This window comes from Cronobacter sp. EKM101R (genome assembly GCF_963888145.1).
GTDB lineage: Bacteria > Pseudomonadota > Gammaproteobacteria > Enterobacterales > Enterobacteriaceae > Cronobacter > Cronobacter turicensis.
Map to the genome: position 1 here is coordinate 110739 of NZ_CAWPHW010000052.1, position 23193 is coordinate 133931.

At 60.4% G+C, this 23193-nt stretch carries 17 protein-coding genes and 1 riboswitch; of the genes, 4 read left to right on the forward strand and 13 right to left on the reverse strand.

What is annotated here, in order from left to right; all coding sequences use genetic code 11:
* Positions 1 to 7: 7 nt before the first annotated feature.
* From rapA to araB, 5 genes are all read right to left on the reverse strand, one after another.
* On the reverse strand, positions 8 to 2914 hold the full coding sequence (gene rapA, locus AACV31_RS19710) for an RNA polymerase-associated protein RapA (protein WP_007765054.1): 2907 nt from the start codon (positions 2912 to 2914) through the stop codon (positions 8 to 10).
* Between the two features lie 133 nt (positions 2915 to 3047).
* Positions 3048 to 5408 carry a DNA polymerase II gene (polB, locus tag AACV31_RS19715; protein WP_165155894.1) on the reverse strand — a complete coding sequence of 787 codons (2361 nt, stop codon included), beginning with the start codon at positions 5406 to 5408 and terminating at the stop codon, positions 3048 to 3050.
* Positions 5409 to 5541: 133 nt separating this feature from the next.
* Entirely contained in the window at positions 5542 to 6237 is a 696-nt protein-coding gene (gene araD, locus AACV31_RS19720; RefSeq protein WP_007765646.1) for an L-ribulose-5-phosphate 4-epimerase, read from the reverse strand.
* 87 nt (positions 6238 to 6324) lie between these two features.
* Entirely contained in the window at positions 6325 to 7827 is a 1503-nt protein-coding gene (gene araA / locus AACV31_RS19725) for an L-arabinose isomerase (RefSeq protein WP_032806156.1), read from the reverse strand.
* Positions 7828 to 7837: 10 nt separating this feature from the next.
* On the reverse strand, positions 7838 to 9550 hold the full coding sequence (gene araB / locus AACV31_RS19730; RefSeq protein WP_165155896.1) for a ribulokinase: 1713 nt from the start codon (positions 9548 to 9550) through the stop codon (positions 7838 to 7840).
* A 339-nt stretch (positions 9551 to 9889) separates the two neighbouring features.
* Here araB and araC point away from each other — a divergent pair, with 339 nt between their 5' ends.
* Both araC and AACV31_RS19740 read left to right on the forward strand, forming a co-directional pair.
* On the forward strand, positions 9890 to 10735 hold the full coding sequence (gene araC, locus AACV31_RS19735) for an arabinose operon transcriptional regulator AraC (RefSeq protein WP_146376772.1): 846 nt from the start codon (positions 9890 to 9892) through the stop codon (positions 10733 to 10735).
* Positions 10736 to 10851: 116 nt separating this feature from the next.
* Positions 10852 to 11622: a DedA family protein gene (locus AACV31_RS19740; protein WP_165155898.1), complete on the forward strand. Its 771-nt coding sequence runs from the start codon at positions 10852 to 10854 to the stop codon at positions 11620 to 11622.
* Here AACV31_RS19740 and thiQ read toward each other — a convergent pair.
* The 4 genes from thiQ to sgrR form a co-directional block, all read right to left on the reverse strand.
* Complete coding sequence (gene thiQ / locus AACV31_RS19745; protein ID WP_165155900.1) at positions 11616 to 12317, reverse strand: thiamine ABC transporter ATP-binding protein ThiQ; 702 nt, start codon at positions 12315 to 12317, stop codon at positions 11616 to 11618. The two genes, AACV31_RS19740 and thiQ, sit on opposite strands and share 7 nt — an antisense overlap.
* Positions 12301 to 13911, reverse strand: a complete 1611-nt coding sequence (gene thiP, locus AACV31_RS19750; protein WP_165155902.1) for a thiamine/thiamine pyrophosphate ABC transporter permease ThiP — start codon at positions 13909 to 13911, stop codon at positions 12301 to 12303. The genes thiQ and thiP overlap by 17 nt, the downstream gene beginning before the upstream one ends.
* Positions 13887 to 14870 (reverse strand): thiamine ABC transporter substrate binding subunit, encoded by a 984-nt coding sequence (thiB, locus tag AACV31_RS19755; protein ID WP_165155904.1) that lies wholly within the window; start codon positions 14868 to 14870, stop codon positions 13887 to 13889. Before thiB ends, thiP begins: the two co-directional genes overlap by 25 nt.
* A gap of 32 nt (positions 14871 to 14902) precedes the next feature.
* Positions 14903 to 15004, reverse strand: a riboswitch (TPP riboswitch).
* A gap of 35 nt (positions 15005 to 15039) precedes the next feature.
* Positions 15040 to 16704 (reverse strand): HTH-type transcriptional regulator SgrR, encoded by a 1665-nt coding sequence (gene sgrR, locus AACV31_RS19760; protein ID WP_075197746.1) that lies wholly within the window; start codon positions 16702 to 16704, stop codon positions 15040 to 15042.
* Positions 16705 to 16790: 86 nt separating this feature from the next.
* On the opposite strand from sgrR, the gene sgrT reads away from it, so the two are divergent.
* Both sgrT and AACV31_RS19770 read left to right on the forward strand, forming a co-directional pair.
* On the forward strand, positions 16791 to 16955 hold the full coding sequence (gene sgrT, locus AACV31_RS19765; RefSeq protein ID WP_075197745.1) for a glucose uptake inhibitor SgrT: 165 nt from the start codon (positions 16791 to 16793) through the stop codon (positions 16953 to 16955).
* 119 nt (positions 16956 to 17074) lie between these two features.
* Complete coding sequence (locus AACV31_RS19770) at positions 17075 to 18253, forward strand: sugar efflux transporter (protein ID WP_075197744.1); 1179 nt, start codon at positions 17075 to 17077, stop codon at positions 18251 to 18253.
* 175 nt (positions 18254 to 18428) lie between these two features.
* On the opposite strand, the gene leuD is transcribed toward AACV31_RS19770, so the two are convergent.
* The 4 genes from leuD to leuA are packed head-to-tail and all read right to left on the reverse strand — an operon-like array spanning position 18429 to position 23110.
* A complete protein-coding gene (gene leuD, locus AACV31_RS19775) occupies positions 18429 to 19034 on the reverse strand; it encodes a 3-isopropylmalate dehydratase small subunit (RefSeq protein WP_075197743.1) in 606 nt (201 codons plus the stop codon).
* Positions 19035 to 19044: 10 nt separating this feature from the next.
* Entirely contained in the window at positions 19045 to 20445 is a 1401-nt protein-coding gene (leuC, locus tag AACV31_RS19780) for a 3-isopropylmalate dehydratase large subunit (protein WP_007767592.1), read from the reverse strand.
* 2 nt (positions 20446 to 20447) lie between these two features.
* Positions 20448 to 21539, reverse strand: a complete 1092-nt coding sequence (leuB, locus tag AACV31_RS19785) for a 3-isopropylmalate dehydrogenase (protein WP_075197742.1) — start codon at positions 21537 to 21539, stop codon at positions 20448 to 20450.
* A complete protein-coding gene (gene leuA, locus AACV31_RS19790) occupies positions 21539 to 23110 on the reverse strand; it encodes a 2-isopropylmalate synthase (RefSeq protein ID WP_075197741.1) in 1572 nt (523 codons plus the stop codon). The genes leuB and leuA overlap by 1 nt, the downstream gene beginning before the upstream one ends.
* Positions 23111 to 23193: the final 83 nt, after the last annotated feature.

Consider the following 23193-nt stretch of genomic DNA (forward strand, 5'->3'; position numbering starts at 1 on the left):
GCTCCGGTTACTGGTGAGTCACTACGATAAGACGCAGCGCATCCAGTCGCCAGCTCGCCTGGTTAAGATTCTCCAGGACCTGCTGACGGTTATGCTCAATCGCCGCCAGTTCGTCGTCGCGAATGTTCGGGTTCACGGCGCGCAGCGCTTCGAGACGCGACAGCTCGGCGGAGAGTTTGTCGTCGGCTTCCTGACGCGCCGCATCGATAAGCTCGCGCGCCGCTTTCTCCACCTGCGCCTCGCCGCCCTGCAGGATCGCATGGACTTCCTGCTGCACCGCGTTCACCAGCTTGCTGCCGGTATGGCGGTTCACCGCGCTGAGCTGGCGGTTGAAGCTTTCAAACTCCACCTGGCCTGCCAGATTGTTGCCGTTTTTATCCAGCAGCATGCGTACCGGCGTCGGCGGCAGGAAGCGGTTAAGCTGCAACTGCTTCGGCGCTTTGGCTTCGACCACGTAAATCAGCTCCAGCAGCAGCGTGCCGACCGGTAACGCTTTATTTTTCAGCAGCGAAATGGTGCAGCTGCCGGTGTCGCCGGAGAGGATCAGATCCAGACCGTTGCGGATAAGCGGGTGTTCCCAGGTAATGAACTGCGCGTCTTCGCGCGACAGCGCCACGTCGCGGTTAAACGTAATGGTGCAGCCATCTTCCGGCAGGCCAGGGAAATCCGGCACCAGCATATGATCGGACGGCGTCAGCACAATCATATGTTCGCCGCGGTCATCCTGATTGATGCCTACGATATCGAACAGGTTCATGGCGAAATTCACCAGGCCCGTATCGTCATCCTGCTCAGCGATGGCGTCAGCCAGCTGCTGGGCTTTTTCGCCGCCGTTGGAGTGGATCTCCAGCAGGCGGTCGCGGCCCTGCTCAAGCTGCGCTTTCAGTTCATCGTGCTGTTTACGGCACGCCTGAATCAGCTCGTCAAAGCCCTCGCTGTTTTCCGGGGCGGCCAGGTAGCCAATCAGCTGCTCATAGACGCTGTCATAAATCGCGCGTCCGGTAGGGCAGGTGTGTTCAAACGCGTCCAGCCCCTCGTGATACCAGCGCACCAGCACCGACTGCGCGGTTTTCTCAAGGTACGGCACATGGATCTGGATATCGTGCGCCTGGCCGATACGGTCCAGACGACCGATACGCTGCTCCAGCAGATCGGGGTTGAACGGCAGATCGAACATCACCAGCTGGCTGGCGAACTGGAAGTTACGGCCTTCAGAGCCGATTTCCGAGCACAGCAGCACCTGCGCGCCGGTATCTTCTTCGGCAAACCAGGCTGCGGCGCGGTCGCGCTCGATAATCGACATGCCTTCGTGGAACACGGCGGCGCGAATGCCTTCACGCTCGCGCAGCACTTGCTCCAGTTGCAGCGCGGTGGCCGCTTTAGCGCAGATCACCAGCACTTTCTGCGAGCGGTGGCTGGTGAGATAGCCCATCAGCCACTCCACGCGCGGATCGAAGTTCCACCAGGTGCCGCTGTCGCCTTCAAATTCCTGATAAATCTGCTCCGGGTAGAGCATATCGCGCGCGCGCTCCTCGGCGGATTTACGCGCGCCCATAATGCCGGAGACTTTAATGGCGGTCTGGTACTGGGTCGGCAGCGGCAGCTTAATGGTGTGCAGCTCGCGTTGCGGGAAGCCTTTCACGCCGTTGCGGGTATTACGGAACAGCACGCGGCTGGTGCCGTGACGGTCCATCAGCATGGACACCAGCTCCTGACGCGCGCTTTCGGCGCCGTCGCGGTCGCTGTTGGCGGTTTGCAGCAGCGGCTCGATATCCTGTTCGCCAATCAGCTCGCTTAGGGTATTGAGCTGTTCATCGCTCAGATGCGTGCCTGCCAGCAGCAGCGCCACGGCGTCCGCCACCGGGCGATAGTTCTGCTGTTCTTCGACAAACTGTTCGAAATCGTGGAAGCGGCTCGGGTCCAGCAGGCGCAGGCGCGCGAAATGGCTCTCCATACCGAGCTGTTCCGGCGTCGCGGTCAGCAGCAGCACGCCCGCTACGCGTTCGGCCAGCTGTTCAATGGCCTGATATTCGCGGCTCGGCGCGTCTTCGCTCCAGACCAGGTGGTGAGCTTCGTCCACCACCAGCAGGTCCCACTCGGCATCGCACAGATGCTCAAGGCGCTGCTTGTTGCGGCGCACGAAATCCAGCGAGCAGATAACCAACTGTTCGGTATCGAACGGGTTCTCGGATTCATGCTGGGCTTCGGCGTAACGCTCGTCGTCAAACAGCGAGAAGCGCAGGTTGAAGCGGCGCAGCATCTCCACCAGCCACTGGTGTTGCAGCGTTTCCGGCACGACAATCAGCACGCGCTCCGCCGCGCCTGCAAGCAGTTGCTGGTGAATGATCATCCCGGCTTCGATGGTTTTACCGAGGCCCACTTCATCGGCCAGCAGGACGCGCGGCGCATGGCGGCGGCCCACGTCATTGGCGATATTGAGCTGGTGCGGGATCAGGTTCGTGCGCTGACCGCGCAGGCCGCTCCACGGCATCCGGTACTGTTCGCTCTGGTATTTGCGGGCGCGAAAGCGCAGGGCGAAGCGGTCCATACGGTCAATCTGACCGGCGAACAGGCGGTCCTGCGGTTTGCTGAACACCAGTTTGCTGTCGAGGAAAACCTCGCGCAGCGTAACATTTTCCTCAAGCGTATCCAGACGGGTGCCGATATAAATAAGTAAGCCGTTTTCTTCCTTTACTTCATCCACTTTCAACTGCCAGCCTTCATGGCTGGTCACGGTATCGCCCGGGTTGAACATCACGCGGGTGACCGGGGAGTCATTTCGGGCATACAGACGATTTTCACCGGTAGCCGGGAAAAGCAGAGTCACCATGCGGGCGTCGATCGCCACCACGGTGCCCAGTCCCAGTTCGCTTTCCGTATCGCTGATCCAGCGTTGACCAAGTGTAAAAGGCATATATATCGGCTCTATTCTCTTATCAAATGTGCAGGCAATAGTATGACTCCCGCCTGCGCGCAGGCGGGGTGTCGCAATCAGGGTGATGTGAAAAGGGCGCTATGGTACTGGATGCCAGGACGTTCGTCACGTGTCAAAAAAGCCCCATCTGCCCTGTCATCAGTGTAGCAAAGTCATCCTCCATGAAAGGCAGGATGCCGTCCGCGACGGGCTGTAACTGCTTCGTTAAATAGTGATCGTAGTCCGGCGCGCCCTGCTGATAATCCACCGGCTCCGGGCCGTTCATCGTCCAGACATATTTGATCGTGCCGCGATTCTGGTACTGCGCCGGACGCCCGAGGCGCGCGTTATGCTCATCGGCAAGCCGCGCCGCGCGTACATGCGGCGGCACGTTGCGCTGATATTCGCTGAGCGGGCGGCGCAGGCGTTTGCGGTACACCAGTTGATCGTCCAGCTCGCCCGCCATCAGCCGGGCGATAGTGTCGCGAATGTAATCCTGATACGGCTCGCGGCGAAAAATGCGCAGGTAGAGATTTTGCTGAAACTGCTGCGCCAGCGGCGTCCAGTCGGTACGTACCGTTTCCAGCCCTTTAAACACCATGCGCTGGCGGTCGCCCTCCTGAATCAGCCCGGCGTAGCGCTTTTTACTGCCCATCTCCGCGCCGCGGATCGTCGGCATCAGGAAGCGGCTGAAGTGGGTTTCGTATTCCAGCTCCAGCGCGCTCTCAAGACCCATGCTCTCTTTCAGGTGACGCTGCCACCACGCGTTGACGTGCGCAATCAGCCGCTGGCCTATCTCTGCGGCTTCCTCTTCCTGGTGCGCCCGCTTAAGCCAGACGAACGTGGAGTCGGTATCGCCGTAAATCACCGTATAGCCCTGCGCTTCGATAAGCGCTTTGGTCTGGCGCATGATCTCATGCCCGCGCATCGTGATAGAAGAGGCGAGGCGCGGATCGTAGAACCGGCACGCGCTGGTGCCAAGCACCCCGTAAAACGCGTTCATGATGATTTTCAGCGCCTGAGAGAGCGGTTTGTTGCCGAGGCGTTTGGCCTCTTCGCGCCCCTGCCAGATCTGCGTGACGATCTCCGGCAGGCAGTGCGTCTCGCGCGAAAACCAGGCGCCGATAAAACCTTCCACACTCGTCGCGGGTTCCGGCGCGCCCAGTCCTTCCACCAGCCCCACCGGATCGATTAAAAAGGTGCGGATAATCGACGGATAAAGGCTTTTGTAATCCAGCACCAGCACCGAGTCATACAGGCCGGGCTGCGAATCCATTACATAACCGCCAGGGCTTGCCTGCGGCGCTACTGCGCCGAGGTTCGGCGCGACAAAGCCCGCGCGGTGCATACGCGGAAAATAGAGGTGGCTGAATGCCGCGACCGAGCCGCCGTGGCGGTCCACAGGCAGGCCGTTCACCGTGGCGCGCTCCAGCAAAAACGGCATGATCTCCGTTTTATGGAAGATGCGCGTTACCAGCTCGCAGTCTTTCAGGTTATAGGTGGCGAGCGCGGGTTTATCTTCGGCGAAGCGCCGGTCGATTTCATCCATGCGCTGCCACGGGTTGTCGATAGCTTTGCCTTCGCCCAGCAGCTCCTGCGACACTGACTCCAGCGAAAACGACGAGAAATTCCAGAAGGCGGATTTCAGGGCTTCGATCCCGTCGATAATTAATCGCCCTGCGGCCTGCGCGAAAAAGACGCCGTTTTTAAAACCGTGCTCGCGCCACTCCAGCTCGCTGTTGCCGCGCCCAAGCCGCAAGGGCACGCCGTAACGCTCAGCATGTTTTTGCAGCATCCGCAGATCGAACTGGATAACGTTCCAGCCGATCAGCACATCCGGATCGTGCCGTGCAAACCAGGCGTTGAGTTTTTCAATCAGCTGCGGGCGGCTTGCGACATACTCCAGTTCGAAATCGAGGCCGCGGGCATCGCCGTTTTCCGGCCCGAGCATGTACACCACCCGCGAGCCGCAGCCTTCAAGGCCGATGCAGTAAAGCTCGCCGTGGCGGTTGGTTTCGATATCCAGCGACACCCATTTGAGCGGCGGGCGGTAGTGCGGGTTCGGCTTCAGACGCGCGTTAATCAGCCGCTCGCCCTGACGCTCGCCGCTGACCCACACCGGCGCCGTGATAAAGCGCTCCATCAGAAAGCGCTCGGGCGGGCGAATATCCGCCTCATAGACCGTGACGCCGTTTTCGCGCAGCAGCTTTTCAACCCGCATCAGCTGGCGGTGCGAGCGGCAGTAAAGGCCGCACACTGCCTGACGCTGAAAATCTTTCAGTGAAAGTGCCGCGAAGCGCGCGTCGTTCTCCTGCGCAAGCAGGCTTTCGGCGCGCGCGCGTTCGGCTTCGAGAATAAACGCGACGGACTCCTGCGGCGGCAGGCAAACCCGCAGCGGGCCGGCATCCGTCGCGAGCCAGAATTCGATCTCCGTTCCCTGCGGTGTATCCCGCCAGTGACGGCTTACAATAAACCCCTGATGCGCTTCAGACACGCGGCGTACTCACGTAAAAAACCAGGCGTGATTATAGCCTGGTTGCGTCTGTTTTGCTGGGGTTTTATACAGGTGCGCGGCGGCGGCACAGGCCGCTCGCAGGCCTGGTAAGCATCGTGCCGCCGGGCGCGGTTTACTGCCCGTAATACGCTTTCGCGCCGTGTTTGCGCAGGTAGTGTTTATCCAGCAGCGTCTGTTGCATCTGCGGCAGTTCCGGGGCGAGCTGGCGGCAGAAGATCCCCATATAGGCGACTTCTTCCAGCACGATGGCGTTATGTACCGCATCGACCGCATCTTTACCCCATGCGAACGGGCCGTGAGAGTGCACCAGCACGCCAGGCATCTGGGCCGGATCGATATCGCGCTGACGGAAGGTTTCGGCGATCACCACGCCGGTCTCCCACTCATACGCGCCGTTGATCTCTTCATCCGTCATTTTGCGGGTGCAAGGGATCTCGCCGTAAAAGTAGTCGGCATGGGTAGTGCCGGTCGCCGGAATCGGCAGGCCCGCCTGCGCCCAGATGGTGGCGTGGCGCGAATGGGTATGCACAATCCCACCGATGGTCGGGAATTGTTGATAGAGCAGGCGATGAGTAGGCGTGTCGGACGAGGGCTTTTTCTTGCCTTCGACGACCTCGCCGGTCTCGATGCTGACCACCACCATATCGTCAGCGGTCATCACGGTGTAATCCACGCCCGAGGGCTTGATAACAAACACGCCGCGCTCGCGGTCGACGGCGCTCACATTGCCCCACGTGAGCGTCACCAGATTATGCTTTGGCAGCGCCAGATTGGCTTCCAGCACCTGACGCTTGAGTTCTTCTAACATGCCTCTCTCCACGCCGGATGGCGCGTCGCCGCGTTGGCCTGCGAAACCACAGGCCCGGCAAACGACGCGCCACCGGGCATCCGGGATTTAACGTTTGAAACCGTAATAGACTTCGTTCCAGCGCAGCGCGTCTTTAAACGCGGGCAGGCGGGTGTCGTTGTCGATCACGGCGATTTCAAGGTCATGCATCTCTGCGAACAGGCGCATATCGTCGAGCGTCAGCGCCTGGCTGAAGACGGTATGGTGCGCGCCGCCAGCCAGGATCCAGGCTTCAGACGCGGTCGGCAGATCCGGCTGGGCTTTCCACAGCGCGTTGGCCACCGGCAGCTTCGGCAGGTCGTGCGGAGTTTTCACCGCGTCGACGCAATTCACCAGCAGGCGGAAACGATCGCCCAGATCGATAAGGCTCGCGTTCACGGCAGGGCCGGTGGTGGTGGAGAAGATCAGGCGCGCCGGATCGGCTTTACCGCCGATGCCGAGGTACTGCACGTCGAGGATCGGTTTTTCCGGCGTGGCGATGGTCGGGCAGACTTCCAGCATATGGGAGCCGAGCACCATGTCGTTGCCGTTCTCGAAGTTATAGGTGTAGTCCTCCATAAAGGAGGTGCCGCCTTCAAGACCGCCAGACATCACTTTCATGATGCGTAGCAGCGCGGCGGTTTTCCAGTCGCCTTCGCCCGCAAAGCCGTAGCCCTGCTGCATCAGACGCTGTACCGCCAGGCCCGGCAGTTGTTTCAGCCCATGTAAATCTTCAAACGTCGTGGTGAAGGCGTGGAAACCGCCATCCTCCAGGAAACGCTTCATGCCAAGCTCAATGCGCGCCGCATCGAGAACGTTCTGGCGTTTGTCGCCGTTGATCTGCGCGGCAGGGGTCAGGCGGTAGCTGCTTTCATATTCATCCACCAGCGCGTTGATATCGCCTTCGCTGACGTCGTTAACCACAGCCACCAGATCGCCCACGCCCCAGGTGTTCACTGAGAAACCGAACTTGATCTGCGCGGCGACTTTATCCCCTTCGGTCACGGCGACTTCACGCATGTTGTCGCCAAAGCGCGCCACTTTCAGGTGACGGGTATCTTGTTTCGATACCGCCTGACGCATCCACGCGCCAAGACGTCCCTGAGACTGTTTGTCCTGCCAGTGGCCCGTCACCACGCTATGTTGCAGACGCATACGCGCGCCGATGAAGCCGAACTCGCGGCCGCCGTGCGCGGTCTGGTTCAGGTTCATAAAGTCCATATCGATGCTGCCCCACGGGATCTGCGCATTGAACTGGGTATGGAATTGCAGCAGCGGTTTGTTGAGGATGGAAAGACCGTTGATCCACATCTTCGCAGGCGAGAAGGTGTGCAGCCAGACCACCAGACCCGCGCATTTATCGTCATAGTTGGCGTCGCGGCAGATGGCGGTGATCTCGTCCGGCGTAGTGCCGAGCGGCTTTAACACCAGTTTGCACGGCAGCTTCGCTTCGGCGTTCAGCGCGTTCACTACCTGTTCGGCGTGCTGGTTGACCTGACGCAGCGTTTCAGGGCCGTAAAGGTGTTGGCTGCCAATCACAAACCACACTTCATACTGATCGAAAATTGTCATCATCGTGTCCTTAATGTGTCAGGGCCGCCTGGCCTGCGCGCTCGGCAGACTGCGGGGTGGCGGCTGAAGGGAGATAGTGTTGTTCCGCGCTTTGCGACCATTGCTGGAAGCGGCGGTAGAGTTGTTCGAAGCGCGCGGCGCTCTCCGGCTGCGGCTGTAGCGTGTTTTCAATCTGGCTGGCCATCGCCTGCTGCGCCTGCGGGATATCGGCATGCGCGCCGGCGGCGACTGCGGCGAAAATGGCCGCGCCCAGCGCACAGCACTGATCGGAGGCGACGATTTGCAGCGGGCGGTTCAGCACGTCGCAGCAGACCTGCATGATCACCGGGTTTTTACGAGCGATGCCGCCGAGCGCCATCACGTTGTTCACGGCGATGCCCTGATCGATAAAGCACTCCTGAATGGCGCGCGCGCCAAAGGCGGTGGCGGCAATCAGCCCGCCGAACAGCAGTGGCGCGTCGGTGGCGAGGTTAAGATCGGTAATGACGCCTTTCAGGCGCTGGTTGGCGAACGGCGTGCGGCGGCCGTTAAACCAGTCGAGGATCACCGGCAGATGATCAAGCGACGGATTTTTCGCCCAGGCTTCCGTAAGCGCAGGCAGCAGCTGTTTTTTGCTGGCCTCGATCTGAGGCTTCAGTTCCGGATGCTGCTTCGCGAGCGTATCCAGCGGCCAGCCGAGCAGGCGGCCAAACCAGGCGTAGATATCGCCAAAGGCGGATTGCCCGGCTTCCAGACCGATGAAATCCGGCACCACGCTGCCATCCACCTGACCGCAGATGCCTTTCACGGCGCGCTCGCCGACGTCCGCTTTCTCCGCCACCAGGATGTCGCAGGTGGAGGTGCCGATGACTTTCACCAGCGTATTCGGCTGTGCGCCCGCGCCGACCGCGCCCATATGGCAGTCAAACGCGCCGCCGGAGATAACGACGCTTTCCGGCAGGCCGAGGCGCTGCGCCCAGTCGGCGCAAAGATTGCCTACCGGGATGTCGGCGGTGAAGGTGTCGGTGAACATCGGGTAATCGAGATGCTGGTTAATCAGCGGATCAAGCTCGTCGAAGAAGCTTGCCGGCGGCAGGCCGCCCCAGCTTTCATGCCACAGCGATTTATGACCGGCGCTGCAACGGCCGCGGCGAATATCCGCCGGACGGGTGGTGCCGGAGAGCAGGGCAGGCACCCAGTCGCACAGCTCAATCCACGAGGCGGCGGCCTGCGCGACGGCGTTGTCCTGGCGCGTTACATGCAGGATTTTGGCCCAGAACCATTCGCTGGAATAAATACCGCCGATGTAGCGTGAATAGTCCGCTTTGCCGGGCGTATGGCACAGGCGGGTGATTTCTTCCGCTTCTTCCACCGAGGTGTGATCTTTCCACAACACGAACATCGCGTTGGGGTTGTCGGCAAATTGAGGGTTGAGCGCCAGCACGTTGCCGTTGGCGTCAATCGGGGCGGGCGTGGAGCCGGTGCTGTCAACGCCAATGCCGACCACGGCGGCGCGCTGCTCTGGCGAGAGTTCCGCCAGCACGGTTTTTAACGCCGCTTCCATTGATTCAATGTAATCCCGCGGATGATGGCGGAACTGGTTACGGGCCGCGTCGCAATAGCGGCCTTCCTGCCAGCGTGGATACCACTCCACGCTGGTGGCAAGCTCGGCGCCGGTGGTGCAATCCACCGCCAAAGCCCGAACCGAGTCGCTGCCAAAATCGAGTCCCAGCGCAATAGCCATCTTCATACTCCATGCGATAAACAAACATGGAGAGAACATTAGTTTTACCCCGCCAAAAGGGTCAGGGTGGATCCGCTGAACTTATGGACGAAAATGCTGTGAAGCGAGAATTTGTGACGCCACGCAAATATTCGATGTGGACATTTCTGCCGCACTTATAGACACTTCGGTTATGGATTAAAAAGCCTGACAGCGAAGACAATACAGGTTATTTTCTGTAATAAAGCGGGCTTAAGACGCCGCCGCTATTGTACCGGGCGCTCAGGCGCCTGCCGCTGCCAGCAAAATTAACGATATGGACAAATGGTTTCTTCTCTCTCGCTTCGGAGCGCCGTGAAAATGGCTGAAACGCAAAACGATCCTCTGCTGCCTGGTTATTCATTCAATGCCCATCTGGTGGCCGGGCTGACGCCGATTGAGGCCGATGGCTGGCTCGATTTTTTCATCGACCGCCCGCTCGGCATGAAAGGCTTTATTCTCAACCTGACGGTGCGCGGCGAAGGCGTGGTGAAAAACCAGGGGAAAGAATATCTCTGCCGCCCCGGCGATATGCTGCTCTTTCCGCCAGGCGAAGTGCACCACTATGGCCGCAACCCGGAGGCCAAAGAGTGGTATCACCAGTGGGTCTATTTCCGCCCGCGCGCTTACTGGCACGAGTGGCTGAACTGGCCTGCGATTTTCGCCAATACCGGTTTTTATCGCCCGGATGAGGCGCATCACGAACAGTTTTCCGCGCTGTTTCAGGCGATTATCGACGCCGCTCAGGGGCCGGGGCGCTATGCCGAACTGCTGGCGATAAACCTGCTTGAGCAGTTACTACTGCGCCGCGTCGAGGCGATTAGCGAGTCCCTGAAAGCGCCGCTCGACAGTCGCGTGCGCGACGCCTGCCAGTACATCAGCGATCACCTGGCCGACAGCCATTTTGATATCGCAAGCGTCGCGCAGCATGTCTGTCTTTCGCCGTCGCGTCTGTCGCACCTCTTCCGCCAGCAGTTAGGCGTCAGCGTGCTGAGCTGGCGCGAAGATCAGCGCATCAGCCAGGCGAAGCTTCTGCTTAGCACCACCCGGATGCCGATAGCGAGCGTCGGGCGCAACGTGGGCTTTGAAGATCAGCTCTATTTCTCGCGAGTGTTTAAGAAGTGTACCGGGGCGAGCCCGAGTGAATTCCGCGCCGGGTGCGAATAACGGAACGTGGGTTTCGTGTCATGACCGGTAAAGTAAAGTATGGTTAAAGAATGATGGCTTGACGCAGGACATAGCGCTCAGGAGAATCCTCTGTTCCACACTTTACCGGATGCGTTATGGAAGCCTTTCTGGAACACTTTATCACTCAGTCAGTCGCCTATTCGCTGATTGCCATTGCGCTGGTAGCGTTCCTTGAATCCCTGGCGCTGGTCGGACTATTGCTGCCTGGCACTGTGCTGATGGCCGCTCTGGGCGCGCTTATCGGCAGCGGCGAGGTCAATTTCTATGAGGCCTGGGCGGCGGGGATTATTGGCTGTCTGCTCGGCGACTGGATCTCGTTCTGGCTCGGCTGGCGCTTTAAAAAGCCGCTGCACCGTTGGGCATTTCTCAAAAAACACAAGGCGCTGCTCGATAAAACCGAACACGCGCTGCATCAGCACAGCATGTTTACCATTCTCGTCGGGCGCTTTGTCGGGCCGACGCGCCCGCTGGTGCCGATGGTGGCAGGGATGCTTGACCTGCCGGTGCGGAAATTCCTCGCGCCGAATATCGTCGGTTGCCTGCTCTGGCCGCCGTTTTACTTTCTGCCGGGGATCCTCGCGGGCGCCGCTATCGACATTCCGCCGGAGATGAAAAGCGCCGCATTTAAGTGGCTGCTCGGCGGCGTGGCGTTGCTGGTCTGGCTGGCGGCGTGGCTGCTCTGGCGCTGGTGGCGCAGCGGCAAAACGCAAGACCGCCTCACGCGCTATCTGCCGCGCGCGCGTCTGCACTGGCTGGCGCCTGGCGTGGCCGTGGCGGCGGCGGCGGCGCTGTTCGCCATTCAGAGCCACCCGCTGATGCCGGTTTATCGCAGTATTTTGTGGAAAGTGGTGACCGGCGCTCAGTGAGGCGTAATGCCGAGCAGCGCCGATGCGCTGGTCTCGCCGCTCAGCAACTGCGCGGTGGGGCCGTCCCAGACGATATGTCCTTCAACGACCACCAGACTGCGCGCGGCGATACGCGCCGCATCTTCCACGCTGTGCGAGACCATGAGTAGCGTGGTGCCTTCCTCTTCGCATATGTGCTCCAGCAGCGTCAGCATCTCCTGACGCAGCGCCGGATCGAGCGCGGAAAACGGCTCATCAAGCAGCAGAACCGGACGCTTTCGCACCAGACAGCGCGCCAGCGCCGCCCGCTGACGCTGACCGCCAGAGAGCGCGCTCGGCAGCCGCTCCAGCAGATCGCCAATCGCCATGTTGTCGGCAATCGCCTCCACCTGACGCTTTTGCTGCGCGTTCAGCCGCAGGCCGGGCGAGAGCCCGAGCGCAATGTTCTGGCGCACCGTCAGATGGTTAAACAGATTATTTTCCTGAAACAGCATCGATACCGGGCGTTGTGACGGCGGCGTGTGGGTGTGATCCGCCCCGTTGATAGTGAGCGTGCCGCTGTCAGGCGCGAGAAAGCCGGCGATCAGGTTAAGCAGCGTGCTTTTTCCAGCGCCGCTTGGCCCCAGCACCGCGACCCGTTCAGCGTCGCGCACGTCCAGCGTAAAGCGCATCGGCAAATGGTGATACAGCCAGGTGAGATCAGTCAGTGTCAGCATGGCGCCCCGGAAGTTTTTCAATCAAGGTGAACAGCAGGAAACAGAGCAGCAGCAGAAGCAGTGCCGTGACGGCGCCCGCATCGCTACGGTAGGCGCCGATCTGCTGGTAGAGATAAAAGGGCAGCGTGCGGAAATCCTCATTGCCAAACAGCGCCACCACGCCGAAATCGCCAATCGATAATACGCAGGCGAACGCCATCGCCTGGGCGAGCGGCGCCCGCAGCGCGCGGGCCTCCACCAGCCGCAGCCGGTTCAGGCCGCGCATCTCAAGCGAGGCGCAGAGCGCGCCGTAACGCGCGGCGATGTCGCGCATCGGGTTATCGAGCACTTTCAGCGCGTAAGGGATTGCCATTAAGGCGTTGGTGAAAATTACTATCGCATCGGCGCGCTCCGGCAGCCCGACGGTGGCATTGAGCAACAGGAAAAAACCGGTCGCCAGTACAATGCCCGGCATCGCGAGGATCAGCACGCCGCAGAGCTCCAGGCTTTGCCCGGCGAGACGACGCTGGCGCAGGTACAGCTCGCGCGTGCTCCAGAGCAGCATCATGGTCAGGATAACGCACAGCCCCCCCGCGCAGAGCGCGATGCGCAGCGACGTCCAGAGCGCGCCCCACAGCGCCGGGTCGGCCAGCGCGTGACCGATGTCGCCGCGTAAACCATCCACCAGCACCGCCAGCAGGGGCGGCAGGAGAAGCAGCAGCGCGCCGGTAATCAGCAGGGAATCGATAAGTTTGCTGCGCCACGAATCCTCCGGGTTGCGCCAGCCGCGCACCAGCGTCGCGCCGACCGGGATCGCCTTGCTGAGCCGCTGGCTTAACAGGATAAGCGACAGGCAGCAGCCCATCTGGATAAGCGCCAGCAGCGCCGCGCGGCCTGGATCGTAGTCATAGCTCAGCGCCTGATAGATGGCGAGCTCAATGGTTGTCGCCTGCGGCCCGCCGCCAAGCGCCAGCACCGTTGCGAAACTGGCGAAGCACAGCATAAAGATTAGCGCCGCTACCGGCGGGATCTGGCGACGCAGCCAGGGCCACTCTACCAGCCGGAAGAAATCCCAGCCGCGCATGCCGAGTTGCGCGGCGAGCTGGCGCTGTTCGCCGGGGATCTGCGTCAGCGTCTGGTGCAGCAGGCGGGTCGCCATCGGCATATTAAAAAAGAGGTGCGCCAGCAGGATGCCCTGCAAACCATAAGGCGAGAACGTCCATTCGATGCCGAGCGTCGCGCAGAGCGCGGCAAGCCAGCCGCTGCGCCCGTAGACGCTGAGCAGGCCGAAAATCGCCACCAGCACCGGCAGGATGAGCGTCATGGCGCACAGGCGCAGCAGCGTTCGCCGCCCCGGAAAGCGGCGGCGGTAGAGCGCGCGGGCGAGTGGAATAGCGGGCACGACGGAAAGCAGGGCGGAGAGAAACGCCTGCCAGAACGAGAAGCGCACCACGTGCCACAGATAGCTGTCATGCAGCAGCGCGCGTACCTCGGTGTGCGGCGCGTGCGTCCAGAGCGCCGCGAACGCCGCCAGCGCCACCGCCGCCATTAGCAGGGCGGCGATGAGGCCGGGCCAGAGCCAGCCTGGGATCAGCGGCTCACGGCGCGTTGCCATTCACTCGTCCATTGCGCTCGCTGTGTGGCGACATCCTGTGAGGTGAATTGCAGGGTGGTCTGCGGCCGGGTCAGGGCGTTAAACCCTTCCGGCAGGGCGATCTTGGTCACCGGATACATCCAGTTGCCTGTGGGGATCGCATTCTGGAACGCGGGCGAAACCATAAACTTCAGGAATTTTTCCGCCAGCGCCGGCTGTTTGCTGGCGGCGGTGCGCGCGGCGACTTCCACCTGCAAATAGTGGCCTTCGCTGAAGTTCGCCGCCGCGTAGTTCTCTTTTTTCTCTTCGATGATGTGGTAGGCGGGGGAGGTGGTGTAGCTCAGCACCAGATCGCCTTCGCCTTTGAGGAACAGGCCGTAGGCTTCGCTCCAGCCTTTGGTGACGGTGACGGTCTTCGCAGCGAGCTTCTGCCAGGCGTCCGGCGCTTTATCGCCGTAAACTTTCTGCATCCACAGCAGCAGGCCCAGCCCCGGCGTGCTGGTGCGCGGATCTTCATAGACAACGCGCCATTTCTGATCGCTTTCCACCAGCTCTTTCAGGCTTTTCGGCGGGTTTTTCAGTTTAGTTTTGTCATAGACGAAGGCGAACCAGCCGTAGTCGAACGGCACAAAGGTGTCGTTGTTCCAGCCGCCCGGCACGTTGACGTCACTTGCCGGAACGCCGCTTTTCGCGAACAGCCCGGTCGCGGTCGCGGCCTGAAGCAGGTTGTTATCAAGGCCCAGCACCACATCGGCTTTGCTGTTTTTGCCTTCCATGCGCAGGCGATTAAGCAGCGAGACGCCATCTTCCAGCGCCACGAATTTCAGCTCGCAGCCGCAGTCGGCTTCAAAGGCGGTTTTAATTTTCGGGCCAGGGCCCCACTCCGAGGAGAAGGAGTCGTAGGTGTAGACGGTCAGAACGGGTTTGGCGAAAGCCGGAGCGGCGGCGAGCGCCAGCAGGGGAAGCAGTTTTTTTAACACTTTGCACCTTTATCAAATGGGGGCAAAGGATTTTGAGCGGTAGCCTCAAATCCCTTCGCCGGCGTTATCCGGATCAGGTTCGACGGGTATTATCTCAGCGCACCGGTCAGCCGGCAGCACCCCGTTGAGAACGGCCCATTGTAATGATTTGCGTAATGTTGCGAAAGGGTTACGGCTCGGGCGGCGCAAACCAGGCGGATTTAAAATCAAACCAGCCGAGCGTGTTCATCCGCACGCCGCGCATACTGCGCTGGCCCTGAAGCATCAGCCAGTGATGGATCAGCGGCAGAATGTCCTGACGCTCCAGCATGGTGCGGCACCACTGCGGCAGGTTCAGCGCGCCGGTACGCCAGCGCTGCGCGTCGCCCTGCCAGTCGAGCGGAATGCAATGCTGGATGAGCGGCACTTCGCACAGGTGCGCGAACAGCGAGAAGTCGAGCGGCAACGTAAAGTTGGCGCTGTTAAGCCACAGATCGCTGGTGATGTCGCCCTGATACCACTCTTCATAGCTCACTTCCCGCAGCTCAAGCTCAACCTGCTCCTGCGCCAGAATATCGCGCAGCAGCGCGCCGATAATGCGGTTTTCAATATGGTCGCCATAGAAGGTGAGCGTCAGGCGCTCCAGCCCGGCGGGTTTCTGCGCTTCAGGGATTTGCGGCGCGTGGTGCCAGCGCGGCAGCAGGCCGTAAGCCGGAAACCAGATGCGCTGATATTGCGGCGCGGCGCGGTGCAGCAGGCGGGCGGGCGTAAAGCGCGAGCTTATCCAGCGGCGCACCTCCGGCATGGCGCCGATGCGCGAGCGGGAATCAAATAACAGATAGTAACAGCCCTCTTCGAGGCGGCTCTCCACGGCTTTTTCGTCGGCGTCGCGCGTCGGGCCTTCAAGCTGAACGGCGCAGCTCAGTTCCTCGCCTATCTCCGGCAGCACCCAGAAGTTGACCTCATCAATCAGCGCCCGGTAACCGAAGTAGTCATCGAAGGCGTGGATCTTAAGCTGGTTGCTGTTATTGCGCACCACCGCGTAAGGGCCGGTGCCGACGGGCTGACTGGCGAATTTCGGCAGTTCCGGCCACTCCCGCGGCAGGATCATCGCAGGCACGCTGCCCATCAGCCACGGCAGCCAGTCGTCCGGCTCGCTCAGGTGAATATCTAGCGTCCAGGCCGTGGGGGAGGTCACCTGGTGAATATGAGCGTAGAGCGGCAGGGCGCAGATGCGCTGTAGCGAGCTGATGACATCGAGCATATCGAGCTCGCGGCCATGATGAAAATGGATGCCGGGGCGTAAGAAAAAGCGCCAGTGAAAAGGGGAAATCTGTTGCCAGTGGTGCGCGATATCAGCTTCCAGTTCCCCGTTTTCCTCGTTTATGCGCGTCAGGCCGCTGAAAATTTGCCGGGCGATATGGGTTTCTGAACGGCGCAACGCGCTGCCGGGCAACAGGTTTTGCAGCGGGCGGTAGTAGAGCACGCGCAGAATATGGCGTCCCTGGCGGAAGCTGCGGCCCAGGTGCGAGAGCAGCATTTGGCGCACCGCGGATTTGTCGCCGACGATCTGCACCAGTTGATCGATCCTGTCCTGCTCCAGCAGATCTTCCGCCCGCTGCTGCTGGAGCGCGAGACCGGTATAGAGGAAGCGCAGCCTGGAGCGCTTGCCGCGTCCGGCTTCGGCTTCCCACGTCAGCCAGCCGCGCGCCTGCATGGCGTTCAGCAGCGTGCGCATGTGGCGGCGCGAGCAGCTTAGCAGCTCGGCCAGTTCGTTCAGCGTGGTGTCCTGGGGTTTACCGTCGCAGCATTGCCACAGGCGGATGAATTGCTGTTGCAGACGACCTGAAGGCATAAAAGGGGAACTCCTGCCGTAAACTCATCAATTTAATATTCCCTATATTACGGCAATACTTCTCTTCGATGAAAGCGGAGGGGCTTATGGAAACGTCGTCAACAAGCAGATTTTATCAGCAATATTTCAGCGCAACGCAACGTCTTTCCCGCTCATGGCTGGCCCGCCTGAACGGTAAAACGCCGCAACGAATGCTGGATGAGATCATGCAGTGGGAGGTGACGCTCCCGATGACGTTTAAACGCCGCTAAGCGGACATCACGTGTAACTGAGTATTGGTGCTTTTCACCCGCCAGCAGTGTGCTACTGCTGGCTTTTTTCGTCTATCATGAACACGTCTTCGCCCGCCCCACGTGAAAGGATGCGCCTGATGTTGTGGTTTCTTACGTTTGTCCGACGTCTTAATGTCGTCTATCTCTCCTTTATGGTCGTCGCCTTCATGATGGGGGTGGCGGGCGCGCTACAGGCGCCGACGCTGAGCCTGTTTTTAAGCCGCGAAGTGGGCGCGCCGCCATTCTGGGTCGGGCTGTTTTATACGGTAAACGCCATCGCCGGGATCGCGGTCAGCCTGTTGCTGGCGAAGCGTTCCGACAGCCGGGGCGACCGGCGCAAGCTGATTCTTTTTTGCTGCCTGATGGCGGTCGGCAACTGCGTCCTGTTTGCTTTTAACCGTCACTATCTGACGCTGATTACCGCAGGCGTGCTGCTGGCGTCGCTTGCGAATACCGCCATGCCGCAGCTTTTCGCGCTGGCGCGCGAGTATGCCGATAACTCCGCCCGCGAGGCGGTGATGTTCAGCTCGGTGATGCGCGCCCAACTGTCCCTCGCCTGGGTTATCGGGCCGCCGCTGTCGTTTATGCTGGCGCTGAGCTTCGGCTTTACCACGATGTTTTTAATCGCCGCCGGGATTTTTATCCTGAGCCTGGTGATTATCTTTTTCGCGCTGCCGTCGGTGGCGCGCATTGAGCAGCCCGCCGACGTGGCGCTGACGCAGGTCAGCGGCTGGAAAGACAAGAACGTGCGGATGCTGTTTATCGCCTCGGTGCTGATGTGGACCTGCAACACGATGTATATCATCGATATGCCGCTGTGGGTGAGCCAGGAGCTGGCGCTGCCCGAGAGCCTCGCGGGCGTGCTGATGGGGACCGCGGCGGGGCTTGAGATCCCGGCGATGCTGCTGGCCGGTTTTTACGTGAAGCGGTTCGGTAAGAAGCCGATGATGCTGGTGGCGGTGGGCGCTGGCGTGCTGTTTTACGCCGGGCTTAATCTTTTTCACAGCCGCGAGGCGCTGCTGGGGTTGCAGCTGTTTAACGCGCTGTTTATCGGGATTGTCGCCGGGCTTGGGATGATCTGGTTTCAGGATCTGATGCCGGGGCGTGCCGGTTCTGCCACCACGCTGTTCAGCAACAGTATTTCGACCGGGGTGATCCTGGCGGGCGTAGTGCAGGGGGCGCTTGTGGAGAGCTTCGGGCATTACGCGGTATACCCTGTGATTGCCGGGATAGCGCTGGTGGCGCTGTGGCTGACGAGCAGGGTGAAGGACGTTTAAAGAGGTGGTTTGATGGCGGGTGCGCTGCGCTTACCCGCCCTACCAAAAAATACGTTTAAGCGTTTGTAGAGCGGGTAAGCGCAGCGCACCCGCCACATCATTACCTTACACGGTTTGCCGTAGGGCGGGTAAGCCACGCGCACCCGCCGTAGTCACCGAGGAAGCTGCAAAACACTCACCCCATAAACGCGGGCTGTTTTTTCTCATACGCCGCGATGGCGTCGTCGTGCTGCAACGTCAGACCAATGCTGTCCAGCCCGTTCAACATGCAGTGGCGACGAAACGCGTCGATGCTAAAGCTGTAGGACTTCTCGCCCGCTTTTACCACCTGCGCTTCCAGATCCACTTCAAAGCGAATGCCAGGGTTCGCCTTCACCAGCGCAAACATCTCATCCACTTCTTCATCGCTGAGCGTCACCGGCAGCAGCTGGTTGTTAAAGCTGTTGCCGTAGAAAATATCGGCGAAACTCGGCGCAATCACCACTTTAAAACCGTAATCGGTCAGCGCCCAGGGCGCATGCTCGCGCGAGGAGCCACAGCCGAAGTTTTCACGCGCCAGCAGGATAGACGCGCCCTGATATTCCGGGAAATTCAGTACGAATTCCGGGTTCGGTTGCTCGCCTTTGTCATCCAGAAAACGCCAGTCGTTAAACAGATGCGCGCCGAAGCCGGTACGCGTCACCTTTTGCAGGAACTGCTTCGGGATAATCGCATCGGTATCCACATTCGCCGCATCCAGCGGAACCACCAGACCGGTGTGTTGGGTAAATTTCTCTGCCATGGGGTTCCCCTTATTTCAGGCTACGGATATCGGCGAAATGGCCGGTAACGGCGGCGGCGGCGGCCATCGCCGGGCTGACCAGGTGCGTGCGTCCGCCGCGGCCCTGACGGCCTTCAAAGTTACGGTTGCTGGTGGACGCGCAGCGCTCGCCCGGGTTCAGGCGGTCATTGTTCATCGCAAGGCACATGGAGCAGCCCGGCAGACGCCATTCAAAACCGGCTTCGATGAAAATTTTGTCCAGCCCTTCGGCTTCCGCCTGCGCCTTCACCGGGCCTGAGCCTGGCACCACCAGCGCCTGAACGCCCGGCGCCACTTTACGGCCACGGGCGATTTCTGCCGCGGCGCGCAGATCTTCGATACGCGAGTTGGTGCAGGAGCCGATAAACACTTTATCAATAGCCACATCGGTCAGCGGCACGCCGGGTTTAAGACCCATATAGGCCAGCGCTTTCTCCGCAGAGGCGCGCTCGACCGGATCGGCGAACGAGGCCGGATCGGGAATGGCGTCGCTGACGGCGATCACCTGACCGGGGTTGGTGCCCCAGGTCACCTGCGGGGCGATCTCTTCGGCATTGAGCGTCACGACCGCATCGAACTGCGCGCCGTCGTCGGTTTTCAGGGTTTTCCAGTACGCCACGGCCTCGTCGAAATCCTGGCCTTTCGGCGCATGCAGACGGCCTTTGACATAATTAAACGTGGTCTCGTCCGGCGCGACCAGGCCCGCTTTGGCGCCCATTTCAATCGCCATGTTGCACAGCGTCATACGGCCTTCCATGCTCAGCGCGCGGATAGCGTCGCCGCAGAATTCCACCACATAGCCGGTGCCGCCTGCGCTGCCGGTTTTACCGATGATCGCCAGCACAATGTCTTTCGCGGTGATGCCCGGTGCTGCGCGGCCGTTGACCTCGATTTTCATGGTCTTCGCGCGGCCCTGCTTGAGGGTTTGCGTCGCCAGCACATGCTCGACTTCCGAGGTGCCGATACCGAACGCCAGCGCGCCGAACGCGCCGTGGGTGGCGGTGTGGGAATCGCCGCAGACGATGGTCATACCCGGCAGGGTGATGCCCTGTTCCGGCCCCATCACGTGCACGATGCCCTGATACGGGTGGTTCAGATCGTACAGTTCGACGCCGAATTCGTTGCAGTTCTTAATCAGCTCCTGCATCTGAATGCGGGCCATTTCGCCGGACGCATTGATATCTTTGGTCTGGGTGGAGACGTTGTGATCCATGGTGGCGAACGTTTTGCGCGGCTGACGCACCGGGCGGCCATGGGCGCGCAGGCCGTCAAACGCCTGCGGCGACGTCACTTCATGCACCAGATGACGGTCGATGTAGAGCAGCGGCGTTTCGTTCGGGGCCTCATGAACCACGTGAGCGTCAAACAGCTTCTGATATAAGGTCTTTGCCATGGTTACACCCCTTCGGCCACATAGCGGGCAATGATATCGCCCATTTCATCAGTGCTGACAGCCTGCCCGCCGCGGGCCAGGTCGCCGGTACGCACGCCTTCTTCCAGCGCGCGGTTGATCGCGTTTTCAATCGCCGTCGCCGCGTCGTCGGCTTCCAGGCTGTAGCGCAGCAGCAGAGACAGCGAGAGGATCTGCGCCACCGGGTTGGCGATGTTTTTCCCGGCGATATCCGGCGCGGAGCCGCCTGCCGGTTCGAACAGGCCAAAGCCCTGTTCGTTGAGGCTCGCGGAAGGCAGCATCCCCATCGAGCCGGTAATCATGGCGCACTCGTCAGAGAGAATATCGCCAAACAGGTTAGAGCAGAGCAGCACGTCGAACTGCGACGGATCTTTAATCAGCTGCATGGTGGCGTTGTCGATATACATGTGCGCCAGTTCGACGTCCGGGTACTCTTTGCCAATTTCATTGACGATTTCACGCCACAGCAGCGACGTTTGCAGCACGTTCGCTTTATCAATTGAGGTGACTTTATTACGGCGTTTGCGCGCCGACTCAAACGCGATGCGCGCAATGCGTTCAATCTCAAAACGGTGATAGACCTCGGTGTCGAACGCTTTTTCATGCATGCCGCTGCCTTCGCGGCCTTTCGGCTGGCCGAAATAGATGCCGCCGGTTAACTCGCGCACGCAAAGGATATCAAAGCCGTTGGCGGAGATATCGGCGCGCAGCGGGCAAAACGCTTCCAGGCCCGGGTAGAGCTTCGCCGGACGCAGATTGCTGAACAGCTTGAAATGTTTACGCAGCGGCAGCAGCGCGCCGCGCTCCGGCTGCTGCGCCGGGGGCAGGTTTTCCCACTTCGGCCCGCCGACCGAGCCAAACAGGATGGCATCGGCCTGCTCGCAGCCCTCTACGGTCGCCTGCGGCAGCGGGTTGCCATGGCGATCGATGGCGATACCGCCAACGTCGTAGTGGCTGGTGGTGATACGTATGTCAAAACGACTACGAACGGCATCCAGTACTTTCAGGGCTTGCGCCATGACTTCCGGGCCAATACCGTCGCCCGGCAAAACTGCAATATGATAATTTTTAGACATCACACGGTTTCCTGATTGTGTTCTTTATTCTGTGCTTTGCGTTGCAACTCTTTCTCGACTTCGCCGGCGCGCCAGATGTTGTTCAGCACGTTGATCATCGCGCGGGCGGAGGATTCGACGATATCGGTCGTCAGACCCACGCCGTGGAAGTGGCGGCCGTTATAGCTGACTACGATATCTACCTGGCCCAGCGCGTTTTTGCCGTGGCCTTTTGCGCCTAACTGGTATTTCACAAGCTCAATGTCGTAGTCGGTAATGCGGTTGATGGCCTGATAAACCGCGTCGACCGGGCCGTTGCCGTTAGCGGCTTCGGCTTTGATCTCCTCGCCGCAGGCCAGTTTCACAGACGCGGTCGCCATGGCGCTGGAGCCGGACTGCACGCTGAAGTATTCCAGACGGAAATGCTCCGGCTCTTCCTGCTGTTTATTGATAAAGGCCAGCGCTTCCAGATCGTAATCAAACACCTGGCCTTTTTTGTCCGCCAGCTTCAGGAAGGCGTCGTACAGGTCGTCCAGGTTGTAGTCGTTTTCGTGGTAGCCCATCTCTTCCATACGGTGCTTAACGGCAGCGCGGCCGGAGCGGGAGGTCAGGTTCAACTGCACCTGATTCAGGCCAATGGATTCCGGCGTCATGATTTCGTAGTTTTCACGGTTTTTCAGGACGCCGTCCTGATGGATGCCGGAAGAGTGCGCAAAGGCGCCGGAGCCGACCACCGCTTTGTTCGCCGGGATCGGCATGTTGCAGATCTGGCTGACGGTCTGGCTGGTGCGCCAGATCTCCTGGTGGTTAATGCGGGTGTGGACGTTCATCAGGTTCTGGCGCAGCTTGATAGCCATAATGACTTCTTCCAGCGCGCAGTTGCCCGCGCGTTCGCCGATGCCGTTTAACGTGCCTTCCACCTGACGCGCGCCCGCCTGCACGGCGGCCAGGGCGTTGCCGACGGCCATGCCCAGATCGTCATGGGTATGAACGGAGATAACTGCTTTGTCGATGTTCGGTACGCGCTCATACAGGCCGCTGATGATGTTGCTGAATTCGAAGGGCAGGGTGTAGCCAACGGTGTCCGGAATATTAATAGTCGTGGCGCCTGCGTTGATGGCGGCTTCCACGACGCGCGCCAGGTCCGCAATCGGGGTGCGGCCCGCGTCTTCGCAGGAGAATTCAACGTCGTCGGTATAGTTGCGGGCGCGTTTTACCATATAGACGGCGCGCTCAATCACTTCATCCAGCGTGCTGCGCAGTTTGGTCGCGATGTGCATTGGTGAAGTGGCGATAAAGGTGTGAATACGAAACGCCTCGGCGATTTTCAGGGATTCGGCGGCCACGTCGATATCTTTTTCCACGCAACGGGCCAGCGCGCAGACGCGGCTGTTTTTGACCTGGCGGGCGATGGTCTGCACCGATTCGAAGTCGCCCGGCGAAGAGACCGGAAAACCGACTTCCATGACATCGACACCCATGCGCTCAAGCGCCAGCGCGATTTGCAGTTTTTCCTTTACGCTCAGGCTCGCCTGGAGCGCCTGCTCACCGTCACGCAATGTGGTATCAAAAATAATGACTTGCTGGCTCATGGTTGGTGTCCTTATTTGTCATGGGGCGCCTTGCGTGAGCATAAAAAAACCCGCGCAGCGGCGCGGGTTTTCGTATTTCTGAT